This window comes from Hyunsoonleella jejuensis (genome assembly GCF_900111025.1).
Lineage (GTDB): Bacteria > Bacteroidota > Bacteroidia > Flavobacteriales > Flavobacteriaceae > Jejuia > Jejuia jejuensis.
Map to the genome: position 1 here is coordinate 514,393 of NZ_FOFN01000003.1, position 26,158 is coordinate 540,550.

The window sequence follows — 26,158 nt, forward strand, 5'->3', positions numbered from 1 at the left end:
TTTTTAAAATGCTTTATTCACTTTTTCAGAAGATAATAATTTAACTAATTTTTCAAGTATTTTACAGTAGTCTTTCAATTCATCTTTAGCAATAAACTCGTTGGCTCTATGTGCTTGTTCAATTGAACCAGGACCACATATAATGCTTTGAAAGCCCGCTTCATTGAATTGTCCAGCTTCTGATGCATAGGCTACTGTTGCAATATTTTTATTCTCGTTTATTTGAGCCATTAGCTTCACAATGGCACTATTTACATCACTGTCAAAAGGAGCTACTGGCGGATGTATTTCTGTGGTGTCTATTGTAAATTCTGGAAATATTGGCCTTAATTCGCACATGCGCTTTTCACAATGTTGCTCAAACTCCTTTACAATTTCTGAGAGGTTATCACTTGGAATCATTCTCGCATCCCATGAAAAATAAACGGTGTCAGCAATAACATTGGCCGCAATACCACCATGGATAATGCCTGTGTGCAATGAAGAATGCGGTGGTGAAAATCGCTCATCGGTATTTCCAGAATCGACTAAAAGTTTCATCTTGTTTTCTAACCATAAAACTAACCTTGCAGCTTCGTTAATGGCACTAACTTCTTGCAATATTCTACTACTATGGCCAGCAGAACCATTTACTGTTGTGGTATACAAACAAATACCTTTGTGTCCAATAATAGGCTGCAGTAAAGAAGGTTCACCAATAATGGCATATTTTGGCGTTTCAGGATAATGACCTTTTAGATGTTCTATTAATTCTGGAGCAGATAAACAGCCAATTTCTTCATCATATGAAAATGCAAAATATATTGGTTTTTTAAGATTTACATTTACTAAACTAGGAAGTGCATTTAAACAGCATGCCAAAAACCCTTTCATATCGCAAGCACCACGACCGTAAAGCTTTCCATCACCTTTATCAGTAAGAATAAAAGGGTCTGTATCCCAGTGCTGACCTTTTACCGGCACAACATCGGTATGTCCAGATAAAATGATACCACCATCAACCGAAGGGCCAATACGGCAATGCAATGATGCTTTTGTGCCTTCTTTATTTGGAACCAAAGTACACGTAATTCCAAAATCTTCAATATAATCTTTAATCCAGTGAATTATAGAAAGGTTAGACTCGCCACCTAAAACGGGAAATGCTACTAATTTTGAAAGTATGGTTTCAGTCGTCATTTAAGTTTATGTTCTATGGCATTAATAATTGTTGCAATATATTCCTGGTAATCGAACCAATGTATAGTTTCATCTTTTCTAAACCACGTTAATTGTCGTTTTGCAAAGCGTCTTGTATTCTTTTTTATTTCTGAAATAGCAAAATCTAGTGTCCATTTACCCTCTAAATAGTTAAATAACTCTTTGTAGCCAACGGTGTTTAAGGCGTTTAGATTTTTGTGCGGAAGCAATCCCTTTACTTCCTTAAGTAAACCATCTTCTATCATTAAATCAACACGTTGGTTAATTCGTGAATAAATTGTTGCTCTTTCTGCAGTTAGCCCAATGGTGATAGTTTTAAAATTGCGTTTAACTTTAGGTTTGTTTAAAAAAGTCGAGTAAGGTTTGCCGGTACCAATGCAAATTTCTAATGCTCTAATAACCCGATGAGGATTATCGATAGCGATGGTATTGTAGCTTTTTATATCTAACTTTTTAAGTTGTTTTTGTAATTCTTCTAGACCTTGTTGTTCTAATGTTTTATTAAGGTTTTCCCTAATTGATACATCTACATCAGGAAAATCATCCAATCCTTTAGTAACAGCATCCACATATAAACCTGAACCGCCTACCATAATTACGACGTTATATTTTTGAAATAAGGCATCTAGTGTGGCGATAGCATCTTTTTCGAATGCACCTACGCTATAATGGTCTTTTATGGATTTATGATGAATAAAATGATGTGGGACTGTATGTAACTCTTCTTGGGTTGGTGCCGCTGTGCCGATTTGCATTTCTTTAAAAAACTGACGAGAGTCTGCCGAAACAATTTCAGTGTTAAAATATTTTGCCAGTGCAATACTTAATGCTGTTTTACCTATTGCCGTTGGGCCAACGATGGAAATGAGATATGTATTTGAGGTTTTTATGGATGAATTTTTTAGAAAAAGTAAAGGTACTGTGAAAAAAGAAGAGACCAAAGTATGGTTTTAAAATAGTGATGGCAGAAAGGTGCGCAAGGGATTGAACGGTATGTGGAGCTCCCGACTTTTGGAGGAGCGACTAGTGAAAGCCCGACCTCCAGCCCTGAGGCTCTCGAAGGGTGTGGTTGCGCCCGAAACCTAAATATGTAATTTTTCGCCGCAATTATAGCAAAAATCGGCTTTGTCTCTATGGTCTTCGGCAAGACAGTTTTCGCAGGATTTTGAATTAAGTCTTAATCTATCTTCGGGCTTAACGTACTCTTTTTTGCCTTGGGCTGTGTACTCCGCTGATACAATACCCGTAGGTACGGCAATGATACCGTAACCTAAAATCATGATAAGTGCCGCAATAAATTGACCAAGAGGCGTTACAGGAGCAATGTCTCCAAAACCAACCGTAGTAAGGGTAACGATACACCAATAAACGCTTACAGGGATACTTTTAAAGCCGCTCTCCTCTCCTTCAACAAGGTACATTAACGTTCCGAAAATAACACATAGAATAAGCACCGCGAAAAGGAATACCAAAATTTTAGCACGACTCGCTTTAATAGCGGAGGTTAGTACTTTTGATGCACCTAAGTATCGCGCAAGTTTTAAAATTCGGAATATACGTAGTAATCGCAATGCACGAAGTGCCGCCAAGGCATGAACGCCCCCAAATAATAACGAAATATACTTTGGAAGTGTTGATAGCAAATCGATAATACCATAAAAACTAAAAATATATTTATATGGTTTTTTTACCGTAATGATGCGCGCAATATATTCTATAGAGAACAAAATGGTAATAATCCATTCTGAAATATTTAAAAAATTATGATACTTTTCATCGAAACTCTTTATACTTTCTAGCATTACAAAAATAATACTGGCTAGAATGGCTATTAGGAGAATAACGTCAAATATCTTACCCGCACGTGTATCGGCTTCATAAATGATATCATGAAGTTTTTTCCGCCAGTACCTATCTTTTTTAGTATTCATTCTTTAAATGTAATAAAAAGAAGCGGTTAGTTTTCAATGTGCAACGTTTTTACTTTCTTATTACGCCTTAAATAACTTTGAATAATATGTTGGGTATCTCTGTTATTTTGCATGGGAGTGATGATCGATTCCAAAACCTTTAAATTATTAATTTGGTAATTTAGGTTAAAAAAACCTAAGCCTTTAAATGCCCCATCTTTTATAAGGATGGCGCTTCTTTCATCTATATCGCGCCCTTTATCAATAACCACCATGTTTTTGTTGGCGTAACTATTTTTATCTATTAAGGCTGTTACGCGTTTATTATATTGTTCAGGCAATTCTTCGCCTATACAAGCACCATTACATTCCTTGATATCATAATTAAAGCAACTAGTTTTTGTTTTATATTCACCAGTTAGTTTTTGGCATAAACCGTAATCGACAATTGCTCTAGAAATAAAGCTTTTACCGCTTTGTAGATTATTGAATGTTGTAATAGGTTTTTTTCTATGATCCACCTTTCCAACACTTAAGTTTAAGTAGTTGTTTTCGTCGGTAAAGCTATAGAGGGCGTGCGAAAAACTATTGCGCTTTAAGGCACGGTTAAAAACGGGCTTGTTGCGTTTTATCTCTTCACTTTCTTTCAACAATGCAACTAGCTCACTTCCGGTAGCTTCGTAGGTAACAGCCGTAACCAAAGACTGTATTTTTTTTGATTTAGGATTTGTATTTGTAAAATGCTGGTTTATCCGCTTTTTTATATTATTACTTTTACCAATATAGATAATTTCCCCATCGTCTTTATGGATATAATATACACCGGTAATTGAGGGTAATTCTGCAATAATATCTAAATGTCGCGGTTCTAGTTGGTGTTTCGGATTGAGACGAACTGCATCTTTTATGATGTTTTTTTCAGTATCCTTATCCAAAAGCATTTTAAACAATTTAACAGTAGCTTGTGCATCTCCAGAAGCGCGGTGTCTGTCGGCCACAGGAATCCCAAGGGAACGTACTAGTTTCCCTAAACTATAAGAAGGCTGGTCTGGAATAAGATATTTTGAAAGTTCAACAGTGCAGAGCGATTTCCGTTCGTATTCAAAACCTAACCTCCTAAATTCAGTACAAAGAATGCGATAATCAAATTGGGCATTGTGGGCTACAAGAATACAGCCATCTGTAATTTCTACAATGCGTTTGGCGACTTCATAGAATTTAGGCGCATTTCGTAGCATATTACTATTAATTCCGGTAAGGTTAACCACGAAAGGTTGAATTTCTCGCTCAGGATTAACGAGACTAATAAATTGGTCTACAATTTTATGGCCATCAAATTTATAGATAGCTATTTCGGTAATACCCTCCTCATTGTACTTGCCACCCGTAGTTTCTATGTCTAATACTGCGTAAATATTGTTTAATTTGAATAATTTCTAGCTCCAAAAATACTGCTGCCAACGCGAATCATGGTGCTGCCACAATCAATCGCTAGTTTGTAATCACCACTCATGCCCATGCTAATAATTTCAGGTTTAAAGTTAAACTTTTCGTACGATTTTAAACTATCAAAAGTACTTTTTAAGGTGTTAAATTCTTTTTTTATTTGAGTTTCATTATCGGTAAAAGTAGCCATACCCATTACACCGGTAATGTTAATGTTTTTTAATGCTGAAAATGCTTCTGAAAATAAAATTTTTGAAGCGTCTTCGGCCGACATCCCAAATTTAGAATCTTCTTCGGCAATTTTTATTTGTAATAAGCAATCTATTATTCTGTTGTGCTTTTTAGCTTGTTTATTTATTTCCTTCAGTAATTTAAAATTATCTACACCGTGAATTAAACTCACAAAGCTTGCCATATATTTTACTTTGTTGCGCTGTACATGGCCAATCATATGCCATAAGATGTCTTTTGGCATTTGCTCATATTTCTCTACCATATCTTGGACTTTGTTTTCTCCAAAAATTTTATGTCCAGCATTATAAGCTTCCATAATATCGCTCACTGGTTTTGTTTTTGAAACAGCCACAAGCGTAATGTGTTCTGGTATAGAGGATTTTATGGTTTGAAGGTTTTGTTTTATACTCATGGTTTAAAATATATTACTGAAGGTCTTGGTATAATTTGAGAAAGATTAACTTTTAAATAGGATATTTGATTAATTCAAAAACTGTTTAGAAACGTTTTCAGCTTTTTTGTTTTCAGAATAATCATAGAAGCCTTCTCCAGATTTTACTCCTAATTTACCAGCATTTACCATGTTAACCAATAACGGGCAAGGTGCATATTTTGGATTTTTAAAGCCATTGTACATCACATTTAAAATAGAAAGGCATACATCTAAGCCTATAAAATCTGCCAGTTGTAAAGGCCCCATGGGGTGTACCATTCCTAATTTCATTACAGTATCAATTTCTTCAACGCCTGCCACACCATTGTAAAGCGTTTCAATTGATTCATTCAGCATTGGCATTAAAATGCGGTTTGCTACAAAACCAGGGTAATCGTTAACTTCAACAGGAATCTTGCCTAATGTTTTTGATAGTTGCATGATGGTTTTAGTAATAGCATCGCTAGTGTTGTAACCGCGAATAATTTCTACCAATTTCATGATAGGCACAGGATTCATAAAATGCATTCCAATAACACGTTCTGGTGCAGAAGTTACTGCAGCTATTTGCGTAATAGAAATAGAGGAGGTGTTGGTAGCCAAAATTGTTGAGTGTGCACAAGTGCTATCCAACTCTTTAAAAATTTTAAGTTTTAAATCTAGATTTTCTGTTGCTGCTTCAACCACTAAAGATGTGTCTTCAACCCCTTCTTTTATAGCTGTGAAGATTGAAATATTACCGAGTGTTTCATCTTTCTTTTCAGTAGAGATTTTTTCCTTTGCCACCATGCGGTCTAAATTATTGGTAATAGTTTGTAAACCTCTCTTTAGGGCTAATTCGTTAACGTCAATTAATTTAACTTTAAATCCGTTTTGTGCAAAAACATGGGCAATACCGTTTCCCATGGTGCCCGCTCCAATTACTGCTATATTTTTCATGCGTCTAATTTTATTATAAATTTTAACTTCTATACCCTAAGTTTTCAGGGTATGAGTAAAATTCCTCTCCTTCGGGTAGGTTAGGAGGGGCTTTTTTTCTAAAACTGATTGATAACCATATTTGCAACCCGTAGTGCTTCTGTACCATCATGTAAAGTTACAACTGGTGTTGTATCATTATTTATGGCATCAGCAAAGGTTTCTAGTTCCATTAGAATAGAATTTACATCTGAAATTTTTGGGTTATCAAAGTAGATTTGCTTTTTAATACCCTCTGCATTTTGTAAAATCATATCGAAATCGCCAGGGTTTTCTGGAGCATCTTTCATTTTAACCACTTCACAGTTCTTCTCTAAAAAGTCAACGGAAATATAGGCATCTTTTTGAAAGAATCTGGCCTTTCGCATCTTCTTCAAAGAAATTCTACTAGCTGTTAAATTGGCTACACAACCGTTTTTAAATTCAATACGCGCATTGGCAATATCTGGTGTGTCGCTAATTACGGCAACACCGCTGGCTGAAATATGCTTAACCTCAGATTTTACGATACTTAAAATAATATCAATGTCATGAATCATTAAATCCAATACCACAGGGACATCGGTTCCACGCGGATTAAACTCTGCCAAACGATGCGTTTCAATAAACATTGGTGTCTTAATATCTTCTTTAACCGCTAAAAACGCAGGATTAAACCGCTCTACATGTCCTACTTGTCCTTTTACTTTATGCAATGCAACCAAAGCTCTAATGTCCTCAGCCTCTGCAACTGTATTGGTAATAGGTTTTTCTATGAAAATATGTTTGCCTTTGGTAATGGCTCTTATAGCACAATCGTGATGTGAAAGTGTAGGTGTTACAATGTCTACAACATCAACAGCATTTATAAGTTCATCTATAGAATCGAACAATTTATACCCAAACTCATCTGCTACTTTTTGCGCGGTAGAGGTATCGGCATCGTAGAAGCCAAGAAGCTCATATTTTTCAGATTGTTTTAAAAGACGTAAATGAATTTTTCCCAAGTGGCCAGCACCAAGAACTCCAGCTTTTAGCATAATTTTAATTTTTCAACGAAGCTATTATTAGTTAAATAGTGTAAATGTAAGGTACGTTTTTAATACAAAACTGACCAAAATTTCAAAGCTTAAAGATACTAAATTTAAATTCTGTAAAAATTGTTTTTAGGTTAAAAATGTTTGAGTAAATTGTGCAGAAATAACCTCCCAAACATTGAAAGATACATTTAAACATCAAGGTTTACGCCAACAATTAGTTAACATCGTTAAAGCTAAAGGTATACAAGATGAAAAAGTTTTGAATGCCATAGGTAAAATACCGCGGCATTTATTTATGGATTCTGGATTTTTAGATCATGCTTATCAAGATAAGGCTTTCCCTATTGCAGCAGATCAAACAATTTCACAACCCTATACTGTGGCATTTCAAACAGAACTATTGCAGGTGTCGCCTGGAGATAAAGTATTAGAAATAGGTACAGGAAGCGGATACCAAACTGCTGTGTTGTGTGAGTTAGGTGCCAAAGTGTATAGTATTGAACGTCAGCAGGAATTGTTTAAAAAAACCAGTAAGTTTTTACCAAAATTGGGATATCGCGCCAAAAAACTCATTTTTGGTGATGGCTATAAAGGACTGCCTGAAGAGGCTCCTTTTGATAGTATTATCGTTACTGCTGGTGCGCCTTTTGTGCCAAAACCCTTATTGAGTCAGTTGAAGTTAGATGGCGGACGCCTAGTGATCCCCATTGGTGATGATGTACAGGTCATGAACTTGTTCATCAGGAAAGGACAGAAAGAATTTGAACAACATGAGTTGGGAGAGTTTCGTTTTGTGCCACTTTTGGAGGATAAGAATTAGGCTTTTATAGAGGTAGGTTATGGAAAAAGCAATTTTTCTTCTTTTCATTTTATTTTTAGGTTGTTCAAGAAATGATTTCTCGGAGACTAAATTTAATATTGAAACTGATAAAGAAACTTATTCTATTGGAGATAAATTTCAATTTAAACTTATCATTTCTCCATTTAAAGAAGAGCAAACTATTCGATTTTACAAAACTTTTAGTAATGTTGATTTTTCCTTTGTAATAACGGATTTAGAATATAATTCTAGTCAAGAATTAAAAAAATATTTTATAGAAGGTCCTAGTTTATTTGAAGATAACGATGAGTATATAGATGAATATACTATTACGACAGAAGAGCCATTTAAAAAAACGTTTTATGGAACGATTTCTGAACTTGAAAATAAAATTGTTTTTGAAATACCTGAATTGAAATTACGCAACCAAATAGAAAAATATCTTTTAAAAGAAAATGATGTAATTACTATTGAAGGAAGCTGCAGAACTGTTTATGGGTCAGGGGAAAAGGCTTTTACAAAAAAAGTTAGACTTTTATTAGAATAAAATTGTCTGATGCAGAATACTAAATAATTATAGCCATTTTTTAGGTTTCTCAAAAACCCCATACAGCTCATTGCCCATTCTAGGTGCAATAGAATTGTAACAGTTTTCAAAAGTTTTAATATTGAAATAAGGCTCAAAATAGCTGAGATATTCTTCTTTTGAACCACCAAACGGGGGGTTTTCCATGTCATTAGTTAAAGGAAAATTAAACCATAAACCTACGAGTTTACCATTCTCACGCAGTAATTTATGCGTTTTTATGGCATACTGTTTACGGGTTTCTGGTAATGGTGGAAAGGAACAGAAAAAGGTCTGTTCCAAAATTAAGTCATAGGTGCCCCGATGTTCAAAAAAATCATCGTCAATAATCTGTTCTGAAGGAAAATTGGGTACTCGTTTTTGAAATGCTTCTAAAGGGGCTTTAGCAATATCTAAAACATAAACATTTTTAAACCCTTTGTTAAATAGATATTCAGCTTCATAAGAATTACCAGCACCTGGAATTAGAATTTTTAAAGATTTATTTTCTAATTGATCGATGTAAACTTTTAAAGGTTTAGATGGTTCACCAATATCCCAACCAGTATTCTTCTCTTTGTAACGTTTGGACCAATAGGTTTTATTATCACTCATTTAATCTTCAAAAATATTGGTTTCCAATCCATCAATACTCTTGGTGTTTTTCTCCATCCAGTAGTTTTTAATATGTTCCTTACCTTGTTTTTCTGCCCAAGCATTCAATTGTTGACGCTCTTCTTTAAAATCCATAAAGGGTACGGCATAACCGCAAGAGGTTTGCACGCTTTCAATAATCATGTCCACAATTTGTCGCGTTCCTGGAATTTCAGGAAACAAATGTTTGTTATTTTGAAATTCTATATCTCTTTCATGGTACACTTTAGCGTTTCCGTAGAGTCTTAATATTAGTGGCTTGCCTTCAAATGAACAAAACATAATGGTCATTCTATCATTCTGTAAAATATGTGCCGCTGTTTCGTTACCACTTCCAGTTAAATTTAACCACAACACTCTATTTTTGTCAACTATTCTAAACGTATCTGCTAACCCTTTGGGTGATAGGTTTATTCTACCTTCAGTAGCAGCGGTAGCAACAAAAAATATGTGTTGTCCTTCGATAAAGGTTTTAAGTGCTGGTGTTATTTCGTTAAAAAAATTAGCCATTTTAGTACTAAATAATGTGAAGTTTGTTTATTAGAATTTTTCAATGCCACCAACAATAGGTAAAATCAGTTCTGTCTTGTTTAAATCTATGGTTAATTCAGTGCCAGGTTTTGGGTGTAGGGTGTAATCCTTATCACTTGAAAAAATCATCAGGCCAATTTGCTGACCCGCTTTAATAATTTGGTCGTCTGGTTGTAAATCAAAACTAAATGTATAGAATTTACCTGGTTTTAGTGGCTCACTTTCAGATAATGACGCGTGATTCTGTGGATCTGCCCAACCGCGGGTAATAATGTTATCTGTTGTTTTAGCTCTTCTGCTTTCATTCCACGGTAATGACACTAGCCACACCGATAAATTGGCAGCAGGTTTACTGCTTGCAAGTGATACCGTAATTCTAGGAACACCTGAAATGTGTAAGTCTTCTTTAAGTATTGGGCTAACGTAAAGTAACCTATGTTGTGTGATTTCAGCTTTGGCCAAGGCCTCACCGCTAAACGAGTAATTATCTACAAGTATTTCGTTTTTTTGTTTGTTAGGTTTAGACAGAACTAAACCGCCAGTTTCAGGGGCTCCACCCGTAAGATATAGTGATACGTCTTTAGATTTAGGATTTGGATAGTCTTTATAGGCAGTCGGTTTTTGCATGTCATCGCCTTCACGAACAATAAACGCTTTGTTGGTTTCTTTCTCGATGCCATTGTCTATACCATGCAAATAGTGCGTAAACCATTTGTTCATCATTGCTACTGGAGGCGGGCCACCATGCCCAAACTGATGATAATAAATAGCGGTTTCCAGTCCCATTTCCTTGGCTTTTTTATATATTCTATAACTGTGCTCAGGCATAACGTTCCAGTCGTTAAATCCATGAGACATTAGCAATGCAGCTGTCATGGGTTTCATGTCATTAAGGTAGTCTCTGCCGGCCCAAAAATCGTTATAATCTCCAGTAATTCTATCCATACCGTTTTTCATTTCGGTATCTCTTACTCTTTTATTATTTGTGGCACGTTTGGTTTCGTCTCCACTGTGAATATAATCATATAATACATCAATATCTTCACCAAGATAGCCCCCTGGAGACCGTACTAAACCGTTACTTCTGTAGTAATGATAGTAGGACGTATTTGGAGCAATAGGAATAATAACTTCCAAACCCTTAACACCAGTTGTTGCAGCGGCTAGCGGTATAGTACCATTATACGAGGTGCCAGTCATTCCTACTTTTCCGGTGGACCAGAATGCCTTAACCTCTTTTCCTCCATAGGGTTCGGTATATGCTCTCGTACGACCATTTAGCCAATCTATAACTGCTTTTGGTGCAAGGGATTCATTATCTCCACCAACGGTAGGTGAACCTTGAGATAACCCAGTTCCGGGAGATGATGAATGTACTACTATATAACCTCTAGGTACCCAGGTTTTAATTTGGGAATTTGAAATTATTGGCCGTTCACCAAGGCGAGCAACATCTGGGTGCACGCGTTCTGGTCCCATTTCTCCTAATTCGTGCTTCACATCCCAAAAAACGCCTTTAACATTTGGTGCAACACCCGCGTAGTACGGGCTAGACTCATAAATTACAGGTAGTTTTAATCCCTCGGTTTCGGTTTGGTAAGGTCGAGTAATATCGGCATGCATTCTGTCTAATTTTCCATCACCGTCAGAGTCAAACTCGGTTTCCACAAACACATCGTGTCTAATCCATTTTTCAGGCGTATTAAATGCTTCAACTACTTGTGCTTCTCCGTTTTCAAAAATTGGTTTTGCTTCATTTTGACTGCATAAACTGTACGATACCACCAAAGCTATGAGAACGTATATCTTTTTTAAAGTGCTCTTCATTTTACTTGTTTTTTCGAGGTAAGTGGGCTTTAGGAATTGGTTGTTCTTCGGTTTCTTGTGCCCAAAAAATATTTACTATCCACCATCTATCTTCATCATAAATTAATTGAATACTGTTGATGCCTCTCATAAACGGTTTTTCATCTTTCTTACTGTAAAAACTTTCATAAGTACTAAAAACATGAGCGATGTTTCCAAACGTATTTACGGTTCTATAAATTTCTTTTTCAATAAAACCATTCATTTTCAACCACTTTTGAGAGTTTTTAATATATTCTTGAGGCGTTAGATATTTAGCCTTATATACGTAGTCTTGATTCATCCCGGTTGGAATTAACTTTGCATCTGGATAGAACAAAAACTTAAATTGTTTCCAATTACGCTCTTCTTCTTTTTCAGCAGAAATAACGTCGTATAAGGTTTTAATAGTTTTGTCTAGAGTTAGCACTTTAGTGCTATCAACAACAAATTCTTTTTTCTCTGAGTTTTCCTCTTTTTTTTTGGCTTCCTGGGCATGAATTGCTATGGTGAAGCAGCTTAATAGAAATACTAATTTTTTCATATATACTAATGTAAACTAGGATGCAAAATAATGAATTAGTAACCTACCAACGGTTAATAACATCATAAATTATTTGTAGATTTTTTTAATTCTATCTAGATGGCGTTTATTGTCGCGATCTTTAATAGTTTCACGCTTATCGAAAAGTTTTTTACCTTTTGCTAGTGCAATATCTAGTTTTGCGTAACCTTTATCATTAATAAATAAACGAAGTGGAATAATTGTAAGCCCCGTATTTTGAACTTCTTTATTTAGTTTTTTAAGTTCTCTTTTGTTTAGTAGTAATTTACGCGTTGCTTTGGGCTTATGGTTGTAGTAAGTACCATAAAGGTATTCTTCAATTGTCATGTTTACCACAAACAACTCACCTTTCTCATTAAACTCGCAAAAACTTTCAGAAATAGATGCTTTACTATTTCTGATAGATTTTATTTCAGTACCAGTTAACACAATACCAGCAGTGTACTTATCCAATATCTCGTATTGAAAACGTGCCTTTTTATTTTGTATGTTAATGGTTTTTTGCATGGTTGCAAAACTACATAAATTTCCTTGATACCAATAGTTATAGGTACGAGAATATAGTTGAAAAATACTCCTTATTAAACGTTAAATAATGATTAATAGGTTTTAAGATATATGAAATACACCTATTTTAGCTTTCGAAATTTTCATGTTATGAAGCGATTTTTCTTCGGGATTATTAGTGCATTATTTTTGATTTCGTGCGGCAGTGTAAAAAAACATAATGAAAACATATCCAAATTACATTCGGTGGATGATCTTAGGAATGATGTAGATAAGCTATACCATCAACTAAAGAAGCATCACCCAAAGCTTTATCAATATACATCACAAGAGATTATGGAATTTAAGTTTGATAGCTTAAAACAATCCATAAGAACTCCAATGGACTCTCGTGATTTTTATAAAAAAGTAGCTCCGGTATTAACAAGTGTGCGGCAGGGGCACGTATCCATTCGCCCTTTAGGTAAGCGCTTCAAAAGAAAAGAAAGAAAAGCTCTAAAAGAAAAAAAATTCGAGTTTTACGATTTGGATTTTCAATACATTGACGGCAAACTTATAGTAGAGCGTACTATAGGAAAAGATTCCTCTTTTGTAGGTGCAGAAGTAGTAAGTATTGCAGGAGAATCTGCCTCTGAATTATTAGAGGTTTACAAAACCCGTTTTGCTTCCGATGGTTACAACGTAACATTGTATGACAGGTTTGTTAGTAAAGGTTTTAAATCTTTCTATGTAAGGGATAAAGGTTTTTTAGATAGTTTGAAGGTTACTTTTAAGGCCAATGATTCGGTGTTTTCTAAAACGTTCAAGCGTGTTCCTAAGAAAGAAAAAAAGCGTACCGATTCTGCCAAAGTTAAAAACGACAGTATTAAAAAGGTAAAGCGAAAAAAACTAACAAAACAAGAAAGAGATAGTATAAAAATAGCGGCAAAAAAGCGAAAAAAATACAATAGAAAACACGGTTATATTCCAAGAACTAAGTCGTACACGCGTAATTTTAGTTTTATTGGTAATGATAGTACAGTAGCTTACATGAAAATTAGAGGTTTTTCAAACGGCAACTATAAAAAGTTCTATGAAGAAAGTTTTAAGAAAATAGACTCTGCAAAATCAAAATACTTTATTCTAGATTTAAGAGATAATGGTGGCGGACGTATTGCCGAAATAGAACGCTTGTATTCCTATTTAACCGATAAAGAATTTCAGTTTATTACTGAAAGTGAGGTAAATAGTAGAATTCCCATTTTAAAATCTATAATGAGTAATACCACGCCTACGGGACTAAAAATTCTGTCTGGAATATTATCACCAATTTTGATTGTTCAAAATGTACTAAGAATAAAAAAGAAAGACGGAAAATTGTATTATAAGTTCAAATATGTAAAGCCAGAAGTACCAAATCCTTTAAATTTTAAAGGTAAGGTCTATGTGCTCATAAACGGCAACTCTTTTTCGGCGTCATCGATAATTTCTACCAATTTGCAGGCTACCAAACGTGCCACTTTTGTTGGTGAGGAAACCGGTGGTGCATATAACGGCACTGTGGCAGGGTTTTACAAGTTGTATCAACTACCCAATTCAAAATTAATTACCAGAATTGGTCTCATGCAAATTGAGGCCCCTTATAAACAAGAGCCCGACGGTTTTGGTGTGAAGCCCGATATTGAGATTGTACCCACGATTAAGGATATACAACAGCAAAAAGATCCAGAGTTAGAATGGATTTTAAACGATATCGATACGACAAACTAAGTAATAATTAGTGTTTTAAGGTATTGCTGTCGGGTCGCGCTCTCCACTAGATTTTTTTTAAAGCTTCGCTTTGGTGACTTCAACCAAAATATATTTTGGTCTTGATAGTCTCAAAAAAAGATACCGTTGCAATTCCTAACGCACTCATCCGCTAAATTCTGATTTAGTTCCTATTTCAGTTTTCGTCCTACAAGGTTGGTGCAAACTGTTGTAAATACCACAATACTAATAGAGCTTAATGGCATTAAAATGGCTGCTACCACAGGAGCTAATTGACCCGTAACAGCAAAATAAAGCCCAATGGTATTATAAATAAACGAAAGTACAAAACTCCATTTGATAATTGATATAGCTGATTTTGAAGCTTTTATGAAGTTGTTTAGCTTATTAAATTTCGAGGCATCTAAAATAGCGTCACAAGCAGGCGAAAATACGTTTACATCTTCTGAAATGGCTATACCAACATTGCTTTGTGCTAAGGCGCCGGCATCGTTCAACCCATCACCAATCATTAAAACCTTTGCACCAGAATCTTGATGGTGCTTTATGTATTCTAACTTGTCCTCTGGTTTCTGGTTAAAAAATAGTTTCGTTTTCGCAGGTAATAATTTAGTTAAGTTTTCTTTTTCACCAGCATTATCACCCGATAAAATCACTAAATCATAGTCTTTTTTAAGTGAATTGAATAATTTGGATAGTCCTTTTCTATACTTATTGTAAAAAGTAAATTTCCCTTTGTACTGGTTATTTGTACTTACATGAACTGCAGTATTTAAAGTTGTTGTTTCTGAAGCATAACCCACAAAAGGTGCGGAGCCTATTTTTATCGAATTAGTATTGTGTTTTGCTGCAATGCCTTTACCAACATGCTCTTGGTAGTCATCTAAAGTCACTATGGCATTGTCCTCTAACAGTGTATATAACGAACGACTTAAAGGATGGTTTGAATTTCGTAACGAACTTTTTAATAGCATTTCTTCAGCTTCTGAAAGCTTAGTACCTTCATAAGCTATAGCTGTTTCCTTATTGGCCGTTATGGTACCTGTTTTATCGAAGATTATAGTGTTTATAGCTGCTAGCTGTTCAATTACTGATGCATTTTTTACGTAAAATTTCAACTTGCCAAAAATGCGCAATAAATTTCCAAAAGTAAAAGGTGCAGCTAACGCAATTGCGCACGGGCAAGCTATAATTAAAACAGCGGTAAACACATTTAAAGCTTTTGAAGCATCAATAAATAACCAATATGAGGTAGCTACAACAGCTATGGTTAATAATGTTATGGTAAATTTTTTGCTAATAGCATTAGTAAGGTTGGTAAAACCATCTTCCTTGTTTTTGTTAAAAACATCATTGCTCCACAATTGCGTTAGGTAACTTTGCTCCACGGTATTTAAAACATCAACTTCAATACTGCCATTTAATTGCTTGCCACCAGCAAATAGTTTGTCGCCAGACTGTTTTGAAACCGCATCCGATTCTCCTGTTACGAAACTATAATCAATTCTGGCATTACCTTTTATCAAGATACAATCAACAGGAATTAACTCTTCATTTCTAATTAATAACCGATCGCCCTTTTTAATATCGTATACTTGTATAGACTCTTCGTTGCCTTCAGAAGTTATTTTTGTAATTCCAATAGGAAAGTACGATTTATAATCACGTTCAAACGATAAGAAATTGTAGGTTTTCTGCTGAAAAAATTTCCCAAGTAGTAAGAAGAATACAAGTCCTGATAAACTGTCGAAAAAACCTGTGCCTATATCAAAAACAATTTCTGCTGTACTTCTTAAAAATAATACCGTTACTCCTAGTGCAATCGGTACGTCAATATTTAACAGATTTGATTTTAAACCCTTATATGCAGAAATAAAATAATCTTGTGAACAATAGAACACCACAGGAAGCGAAAATGTAAACATGAGCCATCTAAAGGTATGTTTAAATTGTTCTAACCAATATTCACCCACTTCAAAATATTCTGGAAATGATAAAAACATAATGTTTCCAAAGGCAAAACCAGCAATTCCTAGTTTGTAAATTAGCGAGCGATCTACATTTTTTTTACCAACGCTGTAGTCATCCAAACTTATAAATGGTTCGTAACCAATACTGCTTAAAAGACGCACCAATGCCTTTAGCGAAAAATTCTCACTGTTGTAATTAACTCTAACGGTTTTCTTTCCAAAATTAACGACAGATGCGCTAATGGATGCATTTAGTTTATTTAAATTTTCTAAAATCCAAATGCACGAACTACAATGTATATGCGGAATATAAAGTGTAACTATTTGTGTTTTATCATCATTAAACTCCAGTAAGCTTTCAACAATCTTTTCGTTATCTAAAAAGTTGTATTTACCTTCAACTTCCTTTGGAGTAGCCCCGGGAGCTTGTTGTAAATCATAGTAACAAGTTAAATCGTTAGCAGAAAATATCTCGTACACAGTTTTGCAACCGTTACAACAAAACGACTTATTATCAAAGATGATTTCAGAAGATGTGGCGTCTAGCCCACAGTGGAAACATGTTTTTGCTCCCATAATATTTGCTCATTTATACCTGCTACAAATGTTGAAAGTTAAGTATAATTAAAATATGATATTAATCATGATTTATTTATTTTTACCTAATTATTAAATAAGGTATGAGTAAATGTGAACAATGTATCATTAAGCAATTTAACGCGCTTAAGTCTTTGACTAAGGATGAGTTAATTAGAATTTCTGGATGCAAAACCTCCAAAACAATTAAAAAAGGTGAAATTATTTTTGAAGAAGGTGATGCTATAAATGGTGTATATTGTATTAAGGATGGTATATGTAAATTATCAAAATTAAGTGAAAACGGAAAGGACCAAGTTGTAAAGATGGTAGTGAAAGGGCAGTTGATTGGACAACGATCTTTGGTCTCAAATGAAAGTTCTAATTTACAAGCCACGGCACTAAACGATATGGAGGTATGTTTTATTCCAAAAAGCGAAATTATTGCTGATTTAGAACGAAATCCAAAATTCACTTTAGATATGCTAAAGGATATGGCCCATGATTTAAAGGAGGCAGACGATGTAATAGTAGATATGGCTCAAAAATCTGTAAAGCAACGTTTAGCTGAAACATTAATTTATGTAGAAAAAAACTTTGGTACTAATCCTGACGGTACTATAAGCCTTGTGTTATCTCGTGAAGATTATGCAAATATTGTTGGTACAGCTACAGAATCCGCAATAAGGGTATTATCCCAATTTAAAAAAGAGGGCTTAATTTCTTTGGTAGGTAAGCAAATTAAAATAGAAGATTCTAACGGATTGCGACGTGTGGAATAGTTCGTATTGCATTTTCATGTTAAAGAATAGATAAATCTGATTGTTGTCCTAATAGTTTTATTTTGAAATGTAGTATTTTTATACTGCGATGAAAGAGAATAAAATTTTTAGAAAAGGGTTTGTTTTTAATACTTACGAAGCACCCTATAAATCACCTTTCGATACACTATTTGAGGTCTTCAAAGAATTAATAATACATACTTCAGGAGATTTTGACGAAGCTATTAGTTGGCTTAGGGAGCTGGATAAAGAGTATAAGCTTACCACGCCAGAATATACGATAGACGATTTTATTGAAGACTTAAAAAAGAAGGGCTATTTACGTGAGGAAATTGATCCTGATGGTAATGGTTTCTTGGCTATAACGGCTAAGACTGAAAGGGCCATTCGACAACAAGCCTTAGATCAAATTTTTGGAAAAATAAAACGTAGTGGTCAAGGTAATCATAAAAGTAAAAGCCCTGGTATTGGCGATGAACATACTGGAGATTTTAGAGGTTATCAATTTGGGGATGCCTTGGACAAAGTATCGATGACGGAAAGTTTAAAGAATGCCCAAATTAATCATGGAATTTCTGATTTTACATTATCGGAAGAGGATTTAGTAGTTGAGGAGACTTTGCATAAATCACAAATGAGTACAGTGTTGATGATAGACATCAGTCATAGTATGATTTTGTATGGTGAAGACCGTATTACCCCAGCAAAGCGTGTAGCCATGGCATTAGCAGAGTTAATCACAACAAGATATCCAAAAGACACCTTAGATATTATAGTGTTTGGAAATGATGCTTGGCGTATTGAGATTAAGGATTTACCATATTTAAAAGTAGGGCCTTATCACACAAATACCGTGGCCGGTTTAGAATTGGCTATGGATTTATTAAGGCGAAAACGAAATACCAACAAACAGATTTTTATGATTACCGATGGTAAACCAAGTTGTTTACGCTTGCCCGATGGTCAGTATTATAAAAATAGTATGGGCTTAGATACACATATCATTAATAAATGCTATATGATGGCACAACAAGCAAGACGTTTGCATATACCAATAACTACATTTATGATAGCTAAAGATAGTTATTTAATGCAATTTGTTCGTGAGTTTACATATGCAAACCAAGGAAAAGCATTTTACACAGGACTTAAAGGTTTAGGTGAAATGATTTTTGAAGATTACGAAACAAACAGAAAAAAACGGATTAGAGGTTAAATAATTAGTTGTTGGCTTTTAGGTATTGGGCTTTAGTTTACAATATTTTTTAAGACTCTTGCCAATAGCGAAAAGCAAACGGCCAAAAGCTAAGAAATGAAAAATATAAAAACACTAGGAGCACTAAAAAAAGAAGGATATCAATCCAAATCAATAAAAGATGAACTCAGGGATAACCTGATTCAAAAGATAAAACATAATGAGACGACTTTTGAAGGCGTTCATGGGTATGAGAATACTGTGATTCCAGAATTAGAGCGTGCCATTTTGTCCAGACATAATATCAATTTATTGGGATTAAGAGGACAGGCAAAAACACGTTTAGCACGCTTGATGTTGAATTTACTAGATGAATATATACCTGTAGTTGAAGGTTCTGATGTTAATGACGACCCCCTAAAACCTATTTCAAGATATGCGATTGAGCTAATAAAAGAAAAAGGGGATGATACACCTATTACTTGGATGCACCGAAGCGAGCGTTTTGCTGAAAAACTTGCAACACCAGACGTAACCGTTGCAGATATTATTGGTGATGTAGATCCTATAAAAGCAGCTAATTTAAAATTGAGTTATGCTGATGATCGTGTGATTCATTACGGTATGATACCACGGGCGAACCGTTGTATTTTTGTTATTAACGAATTACCCGATTTACAGGCTCGCATTCAAGTAGCTTTATTTAATATTTTACAAGAAGGAGATATCCAAATAAGAGGCTTTAAAGTACGATTGCCTTTAGATATTCAATTTTTATTTACTGCAAACCCTGAAGATTATACGAACAGAGGTAGTATCGTTACGCCTTTGAAAGATAGAATTGGTTCGCAAATTTTAACACATTACCCTGAGGATATTGAGACTGCACGTTTAATAACCGAACAAGAAGCTAATTTAGTTGAAGGCCAGAAAGAGAATGTACTGGTTCCAGATTTGGCAAAAGATTTATTAGAACAAATAGTTTTTGAAGCTCGGGAAAGCGAATATATCGATGCAAAATCCGGGGTAAGTGCAAGACTCAGTATCACTGCTTTTGAAAACTTATTAAGTACTGCTGAAAGAAGAGCGCTAATAACAGGTGACGAAAAAACCACCTTACGATTAAGCGATTTTATTGGCGTAATTCCATCTATTACTGGGAAAGTAGAATTGGTATATGAAGGAGAGCAGGAAGGTGCTGCTGTAGTGGCATACAATCTGATCGGTGAAGCTGTGAAGAATTTGTTTGTTGAGTTTTTTCCAAAGATTGAAAAACTAAAAAAGCAAGATGAAGAAACCCCTTATGACGATATTGTTTCGTGGTTTTTTAATCAAAAAGATGGTTTTGAATTATTGGATGACCTAAGAGATAAAGAATACAAAAGTATGCTCGATGCCATTGCTCCATTAGATGATTTATTAGGGCGGTACCAACCAAACCTTAAAAAAGAAGATAGTTATTTTGTGAAAGAATTTGTGCTTTGGGCCTTGGCAGAATACAAACAGTTAAGTAAAAATAGGTTTTCAGAAGGTATGCAGTTTAAAGATCCGTATGGAAGTTTTATAAGCGGTATTTAAGTCTGTTTTTAATACAATAATCAAATTAAAAGAGTCAATTTTTAAATCAAATTGGCTCTTTTTTTATTGAATTGAGTTCATTTTTAGATTGTGTAATCATTAAAATTGTTACGAGAACTTTTAATAATTCTTAATGTGAGACAATGAATTTATCACATTGTAAATACTAACGAAATTTGATGAATTTAGCTTGTTTTTAAGTGTTTAAAGCCTTATTTTCTCAAAAAACGAAATAAAAACACTAAATTTTAAACATATCTATGATTAATAAAAGTGCCGAAATTCCAGAAAAGATAAGTTTTCTTTCTTTCGATATAGACAATACATTAATAGATTTTGACACGTATAAAAGCAATTTTAAGAAAGTGTGGGAATCTTATACGCCAAAAGATGTTTTTTTGGCATATAATACAGGGCGCTTAATTGATGATGTTCTAAATTTAATAGACAATGGTATATTGCCAGAACCCCATTTTATAATTTCTGGTGTAGGCACCCATATTTACAATTTTACAGAAAAAAAAGTTGTAAAGGAGTTTAATGATGTTTTAGATGATGGTTGGGATATAAAAACGGTCGAGGATATCATTACCAGTATCAACTTTCCAATTAATGAGCAGCCTTCACGATTTCAGCATGCTTATAAAAGAAGCTATTTCTTTCACGACGCAACATTAGATGCAATTGAAGAGATTGAACGAAAATTTTTAGATAAAGAGATGCATATTAATGTGGTGTATTCACAGGATAAATACTTGGACATACTGCCAAAATTTGCAAACAAATCCAATGCTTTGCAATGGTTAATTAGAAAACTTGAATTAAAAACACAGCAAGTTTTGGTGGCAGGCGATAGCGGTAATGATTCTGCCATGTTCGACTTAAAAGATGTGCAAGGTATTGTGGTGTCAAACGCTCACGAAGAATTATATACATATACGAAACATAAAAAAGTTTATCACACAGAACAAGAAAAAAGTGATGGTGTTATAGAAGGTTTGGTGTATTTCGGGATTTTACCTGAAGAAGCTAAAATAATAAGCGATATAGATCACAGTGAAGATTTTTTTATTAAAAAGGAACTAGATACTATTGCAAAGGAAGATGAAGACGAAAAAATTGCCCTTATAAAAGAAGGTTACAAAAAAGCTATAGAAGCATTAAAAAAGAATATTACTCCCTTAGGATTTTCGGCATGTTCTATTGAAGACAACGTTGCGCACGGAACTGATGAAAATTATTATAGTGTTTGGGCTCGAGACGGCGCTATAACTGTTATTGGCGCATTGCCTTTGATACATAAAGATGAGGCAATTCATAATTGTGCTAGACAAACACTGGTTACGCTATTTGAGCATATTTCTAGAAACGGCCAAATACCTTCAAATGTACGTATCAAAAACAATATTCCAGATTACTCAGGAGTAGGAGGGATCTGTTCAATAGATAGCGGTATCTGGGTGGTTATTGCTTTTTACGAATATGTTAATATCACTAAAGACATTAAATTTCTTAGAGAATACATTTCCAGCTTAAAAGAGACCATGCGATGGTTGGGGGCACATGACAGTAATAATGATGCACTTTTAGAAATTCCAGAGGCAGGTGATTGGACGGATTTATTTGGAAGGAGTTATAATATTTTATATGATGAAATTTTATGGTACCGAGCCAATGTGTGTTTTGGTCGTATGCTAGAAATGCTCGGAGATCATGAACAGGCCGGAGAATATATACGGTGGTCTCAAGTGATAAAAAAGGAAATTGTACAAAACTTTTGGCCATCAACACAACAGCAATTATTTCAGTCAGTTTCTTTTGCCGAAAAACAATTTACACTTGGAGATACCTCGTATTTAATTGCTCAAACTACACCTTTTGATTTTAGTTGGCGTTGTGATACACTAGGAAATGTTCTTGCGTTTTTACACGGTACAATTGATGCTGAAAAAGCGCATCAAACTTTTAAATTCATGTTAGGCGTTGGTGTAAACGATCCTTTTCCTATAGCTAATGTGTATCCCGTTGTTAGCCCGGGAGATCCTGACTGGAGACCATATTACACAGTTAATTTATTGAATTTACCAAATCATTATCATAATGGTGGTATTTGGCCTTTTGTAGGAGGGTTTTGGGTAAAATTTATAAATAAATTAGGATTGAAGGATGTAGCAATTTCAGAATTACACAAATTGGCATTGATAAATAAGGAAGGTATAAATAACGAGTGGGAATTCACAGAATGGGCACATGGAACAACTGGAAAGCCAATGGGAAAAGCATACCAAGCATGGTCTGCGGCGCAGTATATTTCTGCTTGTCATGACCTAAAAATTACAAAAAAATAATAAAAACAAAATAATTATGAAATCAATTTTAATGATCTCTTTGCACGGATACGTAGCCGCTAGTCCAGAACTTGGAAAACCAGATACAGGCGGGCAAGTAGTTTACGTTTTAGAACTTGCCGAACGCTTTAGCCGTCTAGGGCGAAGGGTAGATTTGTTGACGCGTCAGTTTGAAGATCAACCTGAATACGATCATGTGAATGAAAACTATAATATATGGCGCATCCCTTTTGGCGGAAAGGAGTTTATTAGAAAAGAGGATATGCACGATTACTTAAAAAAGTTTGTTACCAATACTTTGGCAGCCATAAAAAAGGAAAATAAAAAGTATGACATTGTCTATTCGCATTACTGGGATGCAGGATGGGCTGGACAAAAAATTGCTGAAGAGCTAGGTATTTCCCACGTACATACCCCACATTCTCTAGGTTGGTGGAAACAACATACCATGGGAAGTGATATGGATGAAAAAGAGATGGAAAAGACATATCGATTTAAAGAGCGCATTCAAAAGGAGTATTTTGTATTTCAAATGTGTAACCATGTTATAGCTACTACAATTCCCCAAGTAGATTTACTAACACAGCAGTATGATCTTTTGCCTCGAAACTGTACTATGATACCCCCTGGAATTGATGAAAATCGATTTTATCCTGTCCCTTCAAAGGAAAATGATAAGATAAGGGCAAAGTATGATATACATCCTACCGATATATTGGCTTTAGGAAGAATGGCGCACAATAAAGGCTATGATTTATTAATCAAGGCATTACCTACCGTATTTGAATTGGTACCTGAAGCACGATTAGTGGCAGCCGTTGGTGGCGATTCTGCTCAAGATAAACAAGGCATAAAAAAGTTAAAAACATTAGCTAACAAACTTGGTGTGAACGACAAAATAAAATGGAAAAACTATATAGCCGATGAAGATTTAGCAAACGTTTATCGATCTGCTAATATTTTTGCTATGCCGTCTCGATACGAGCCTTTTGGAATGGTAGCTATAGAGGCTATGGCGTGCGGAACTCCTAGTGTAATTACTGTTCATGGTGGATTGAATGACTTAATTGATTTTGGAAACCAAGCTTTATTTGCTGATCCTCATAGACCAATAGAATTTGGTGCAATGATGTCGATGCCATTGCTTTATCCAAATTTAAGAAATGAACTCTCTGTTGAAGGGGCTAGATTTGCACGACGAAATTTTGGATGGACTGGGATTGCAAAACGTATGCTAAAGGTGTTTACAAATTCCATAAATCAGCGTACTATGGAGTCTAACATTTTTTAAGTTTCCTTAAGGATGACTAAAATTGTTTGTTTTGGAGAAGTATTATGGGATGTTTTTCCCAACGGAGACAAAAAAATTGGTGGAGCCCCACTAAATGTGGCTTTACGTTTAAGTGCCTTTCAAAACGAGGTCGCTATGGTGAGTGCCGTAGGGCAAGACGACAATGGTAAAATAATTCTTGATTATTTAGAAAAAAATAAAGTATCATCTTCTTTTATTCAAAAAAAAGAAGATTTTAATACGGGAGAAGTATCAGTAAAACTAAATAAGAAAGGATCTGCCACTTATGATATTGTTTACCCAAGTGCTTGGGACAAAATTGAATTAACTGAAGACCTAAAATCTTTAGTGACCTCTGCCGATGCATTGGTTTTTGGTAGTTTGGTGACACGAGATGAGATATCTAAAAACACCTTATGGTCTCTCTTACGGTTATCTTCGTTTAAGGTTTTTGATGTCAACTTACGTCCTCCACACTATTCAAAAGATATTTTGATAAAATTGATGGAGCAATCAGATTTTATAAAGTTTAATGACGAAGAACTTTACGAAATTGCAGGTTATTTAAAGTCAAAATACAACGCGTTAGAACAAAATCTTCTATTTATTGCGGAAAAAACTAATACGTCTCAAATTTGTGTTACCAAAGGAGAGCATGGTGCTGTTTTATTGATTAATGGTAAACTCTATTATAACAGCGGGTATAAAATAAAAGTTAAGGATACTGTTGGTGCGGGCGATTCGTTCTTAGGTACACTATTGAGTCAATTATTAAATGGAGTAAATCCGCAAAAAGCAATTGATGTCGCTTGTGGCGTTGGTGCACTCGTGGCGCAGAGCGAAGGGGCAAACCCCAAATTATCCAAAGATGAAATAAATGCATTTATCAACCCTTAAACCATTTAATGCAGTTTCAATATGGTGTAAGGATTTAAATGCCCTTTTCTTAAGTTTTCACAAACAATTAAAGCTTTGTCGATTTTCGTTTGACTGGTTTTATACCTTGCAATAGCGTAAATAATAGTTCGTTGTTTTCCGACAGTTAAAGTTTCAAAAACGTTAAAGGCTTCAGGATATAATTTAAAAACCTCTTGGAGTTCTTCTGGCATCTGAACACCGTATTTTGATGTGTTTTCAAAAATTTGAATTTCAAAATAATCGTTTTGCAAAACACCAAGTTCCTTTTGCAAACGCTTCCCGAACATGATGCGGTAATCCTCTTTATGTTTATCTCTTACAAACGCTGCATAAAAATCGATTAATTTATTATTGTAAGATGCTTTAATATATAAACGTTCCACTTTAGCATCTATAAATGGTTTCATGATACGTTTAGGAATGTAAATATGGTATCGGTCTAATAACCCGACTTCAAAAACATCACTTTTTATCATTTATCTACTTTTAATATTTGCTTCGCAAAGCTTAATGATTTCTGCAATTCGCTTTTGTCGAGTCGCTTCTCTTTTAGCACTATGCAACCACGATAAATAACTTTTCCTATAGCCTTTTGCAAAACTTTGATAATTTTCAAAGGCCCTTTTATTAGTATCAAATGCTTTTTGTAAATCTTCTGGAATTACGCCATTTTCAACATCATCCATAGCTGTCCATGTACCGGTTTGTTTTGCAAGTTGAATCATTTTGTATCCCGATTCGTGAATCAATCCAGTTTTCTCTAAAGCTTTAACGTGTCTTTTGTTTAGGGCGCTCCAATTGCTTTTAGGGTTTCTTGGGCAGAAATATTGTTTACGTTTGCCATTACCTAAACTTTTTACGGTAGAATCTATCCAGCCAAAACAAATGGCAACTTTCACGGCTTCTTCCCATCGCATCGTTGGAATATTCATTTCCAATTTGTAGAATATTAAATAAATACCTTTGAATTGGTTGTGATTATGCAATAACCAATCATACCAATCGGTGTCACGTTCAAAATGTATTTCCGGTAAGTTTTTCAAA

24 protein-coding genes are annotated in these 26,158 nt (G+C 34.7%); 9 read left to right on the plus strand and 15 right to left on the minus strand.

The genetic code is table 11. The features are described 5' to 3' along the window. Positions 1-3: 3 nt before the first annotated feature. From argE to BMY39_RS12145, 7 genes are all read right to left on the minus strand, one after another. A complete protein-coding gene (argE, locus tag BMY39_RS12115) occupies positions 4-1,179 on the minus strand; it encodes an acetylornithine deacetylase (RefSeq protein ID WP_092579995.1) in 1,176 nt (391 codons plus the stop codon). Continuing rightward, positions 1,176-2,090, minus strand: a complete 915-nt coding sequence (miaA, locus tag BMY39_RS12120; protein WP_092580281.1) for a tRNA (adenosine(37)-N6)-dimethylallyltransferase MiaA — start codon at positions 2,088-2,090, stop codon at positions 1,176-1,178. The genes argE and miaA overlap by 4 nt, the downstream gene beginning before the upstream one ends. Before the next feature lie 192 nt (positions 2,091-2,282). Continuing rightward, entirely contained in the window at positions 2,283-3,131 is an 849-nt protein-coding gene (locus BMY39_RS12125) for an ion transporter (protein ID WP_092579997.1), read from the minus strand. Positions 3,132-3,157: 26 nt separating this feature from the next. Continuing rightward, positions 3,158-4,525 carry an exonuclease domain-containing protein gene (locus tag BMY39_RS12130; protein WP_092579999.1) on the minus strand — a complete coding sequence of 456 codons (1,368 nt, stop codon included), beginning with the start codon at positions 4,523-4,525 and terminating at the stop codon, positions 3,158-3,160. Between the two features lie 5 nt (positions 4,526-4,530). Further along, complete coding sequence (locus tag BMY39_RS12135; protein ID WP_092580001.1) at positions 4,531-5,202, minus strand: YggS family pyridoxal phosphate-dependent enzyme; 672 nt, start codon at positions 5,200-5,202, stop codon at positions 4,531-4,533. Between the two features lie 69 nt (positions 5,203-5,271). After that, positions 5,272-6,162, minus strand: coding sequence for a 3-hydroxyacyl-CoA dehydrogenase family protein (locus BMY39_RS12140; protein ID WP_092580003.1), 891 nt, complete (start codon positions 6,160-6,162; stop codon positions 5,272-5,274). Between the two features lie 98 nt (positions 6,163-6,260). Then, positions 6,261-7,220, minus strand: coding sequence for a Gfo/Idh/MocA family protein (locus tag BMY39_RS12145; RefSeq protein WP_092580005.1), 960 nt, complete (start codon positions 7,218-7,220; stop codon positions 6,261-6,263). Positions 7,221-7,395: 175 nt separating this feature from the next. On the opposite strand from BMY39_RS12145, the gene BMY39_RS12150 reads away from it, so the two are divergent. Further along, positions 7,396-8,040 (plus strand): protein-L-isoaspartate(D-aspartate) O-methyltransferase, encoded by a 645-nt coding sequence (locus BMY39_RS12150; RefSeq protein WP_092580007.1) that lies wholly within the window; start codon positions 7,396-7,398, stop codon positions 8,038-8,040. Positions 8,041-8,059: 19 nt separating this feature from the next. Further along, positions 8,060-8,587: a hypothetical protein gene (locus tag BMY39_RS12155; protein ID WP_092580009.1), complete on the plus strand. Its 528-nt coding sequence runs from the start codon at positions 8,060-8,062 to the stop codon at positions 8,585-8,587. Between the two features lie 27 nt (positions 8,588-8,614). On the opposite strand, the gene BMY39_RS12160 is transcribed toward BMY39_RS12155, so the two are convergent. The 5 genes from BMY39_RS12160 to smpB all read right to left on the minus strand — a co-directional run bounded on the left by BMY39_RS12160 (position 8,615) and on the right by smpB (position 12,707). After that, entirely contained in the window at positions 8,615-9,220 is a 606-nt protein-coding gene (locus tag BMY39_RS12160) for a methyltransferase domain-containing protein (protein WP_092580011.1), read from the minus strand. Then, positions 9,221-9,769, minus strand: coding sequence for a pyridoxamine 5'-phosphate oxidase family protein (locus BMY39_RS12165; protein ID WP_092580013.1), 549 nt, complete (start codon positions 9,767-9,769; stop codon positions 9,221-9,223). Positions 9,770-9,799: 30 nt separating this feature from the next. Next, positions 9,800-11,617 (minus strand): Xaa-Pro dipeptidyl-peptidase, encoded by a 1,818-nt coding sequence (locus tag BMY39_RS12170; protein ID WP_092580015.1) that lies wholly within the window; start codon positions 11,615-11,617, stop codon positions 9,800-9,802. Between the two features lies 1 nt (position 11,618). Further along, the gene (locus tag BMY39_RS12175; protein ID WP_092580017.1) at positions 11,619-12,179 is read right to left on the minus strand and encodes a hypothetical protein; all 561 of its coding nucleotides are present in this window, start codon (positions 12,177-12,179) and stop codon (positions 11,619-11,621) included. Positions 12,180-12,248: 69 nt separating this feature from the next. Further along, positions 12,249-12,707 carry an SsrA-binding protein SmpB gene (gene smpB, locus BMY39_RS12180; protein ID WP_092580019.1) on the minus strand — a complete coding sequence of 153 codons (459 nt, stop codon included), beginning with the start codon at positions 12,705-12,707 and terminating at the stop codon, positions 12,249-12,251. Between the two features lie 150 nt (positions 12,708-12,857). On the opposite strand from smpB, the gene BMY39_RS12185 reads away from it, so the two are divergent. After that, positions 12,858-14,456 carry a S41 family peptidase gene (locus BMY39_RS12185; protein ID WP_092580021.1) on the plus strand — a complete coding sequence of 533 codons (1,599 nt, stop codon included), beginning with the start codon at positions 12,858-12,860 and terminating at the stop codon, positions 14,454-14,456. A 170-nt stretch (positions 14,457-14,626) separates the two neighbouring features. Here BMY39_RS12185 and BMY39_RS12190 read toward each other — a convergent pair whose 3' ends face one another. Next, on the minus strand, positions 14,627-17,002 hold the full coding sequence (locus tag BMY39_RS12190; RefSeq protein WP_092580023.1) for a heavy metal translocating P-type ATPase: 2,376 nt from the start codon (positions 17,000-17,002) through the stop codon (positions 14,627-14,629). A 104-nt stretch (positions 17,003-17,106) separates the two neighbouring features. On the opposite strand from BMY39_RS12190, the gene BMY39_RS12195 reads away from it, so the two are divergent. From BMY39_RS12195 to BMY39_RS12220, 6 genes are all read left to right on the plus strand, one after another. Then, a complete protein-coding gene (locus BMY39_RS12195; protein ID WP_092580025.1) occupies positions 17,107-17,784 on the plus strand; it encodes a Crp/Fnr family transcriptional regulator in 678 nt (225 codons plus the stop codon). A gap of 88 nt (positions 17,785-17,872) precedes the next feature. Further along, entirely contained in the window at positions 17,873-19,000 is a 1,128-nt protein-coding gene (locus tag BMY39_RS12200; RefSeq protein ID WP_092580027.1) for a vWA domain-containing protein, read from the plus strand. Between the two features lie 96 nt (positions 19,001-19,096). After that, a complete protein-coding gene (locus BMY39_RS12205; RefSeq protein ID WP_092580029.1) occupies positions 19,097-20,557 on the plus strand; it encodes a magnesium chelatase in 1,461 nt (486 codons plus the stop codon). A 260-nt stretch (positions 20,558-20,817) separates the two neighbouring features. Beyond that, positions 20,818-22,905: an HAD-IIB family hydrolase gene (locus BMY39_RS12210; RefSeq protein WP_092580031.1), complete on the plus strand. Its 2,088-nt coding sequence runs from the start codon at positions 20,818-20,820 to the stop codon at positions 22,903-22,905. Between the two features lie 16 nt (positions 22,906-22,921). Then, positions 22,922-24,196 carry a glycosyltransferase gene (locus BMY39_RS12215; protein WP_092580033.1) on the plus strand — a complete coding sequence of 425 codons (1,275 nt, stop codon included), beginning with the start codon at positions 22,922-22,924 and terminating at the stop codon, positions 24,194-24,196. Between the two features lie 12 nt (positions 24,197-24,208). Continuing rightward, the gene (locus tag BMY39_RS12220) at positions 24,209-25,093 is read left to right on the plus strand and encodes a carbohydrate kinase family protein (protein WP_092580035.1); all 885 of its coding nucleotides are present in this window, start codon (positions 24,209-24,211) and stop codon (positions 25,091-25,093) included. 5 nt (positions 25,094-25,098) lie between these two features. On the opposite strand, the gene BMY39_RS12225 is transcribed toward BMY39_RS12220, so the two are convergent. After that, entirely contained in the window at positions 25,099-25,590 is a 492-nt protein-coding gene (locus BMY39_RS12225) for a YdeI/OmpD-associated family protein (RefSeq protein WP_245738272.1), read from the minus strand. Continuing rightward, the gene (locus tag BMY39_RS12230; protein WP_092580037.1) at positions 25,591-26,157 is read right to left on the minus strand and encodes a YdeI/OmpD-associated family protein; all 567 of its coding nucleotides are present in this window, start codon (positions 26,155-26,157) and stop codon (positions 25,591-25,593) included. Between the last annotated feature and the right edge of the window lies 1 nt (position 26,158).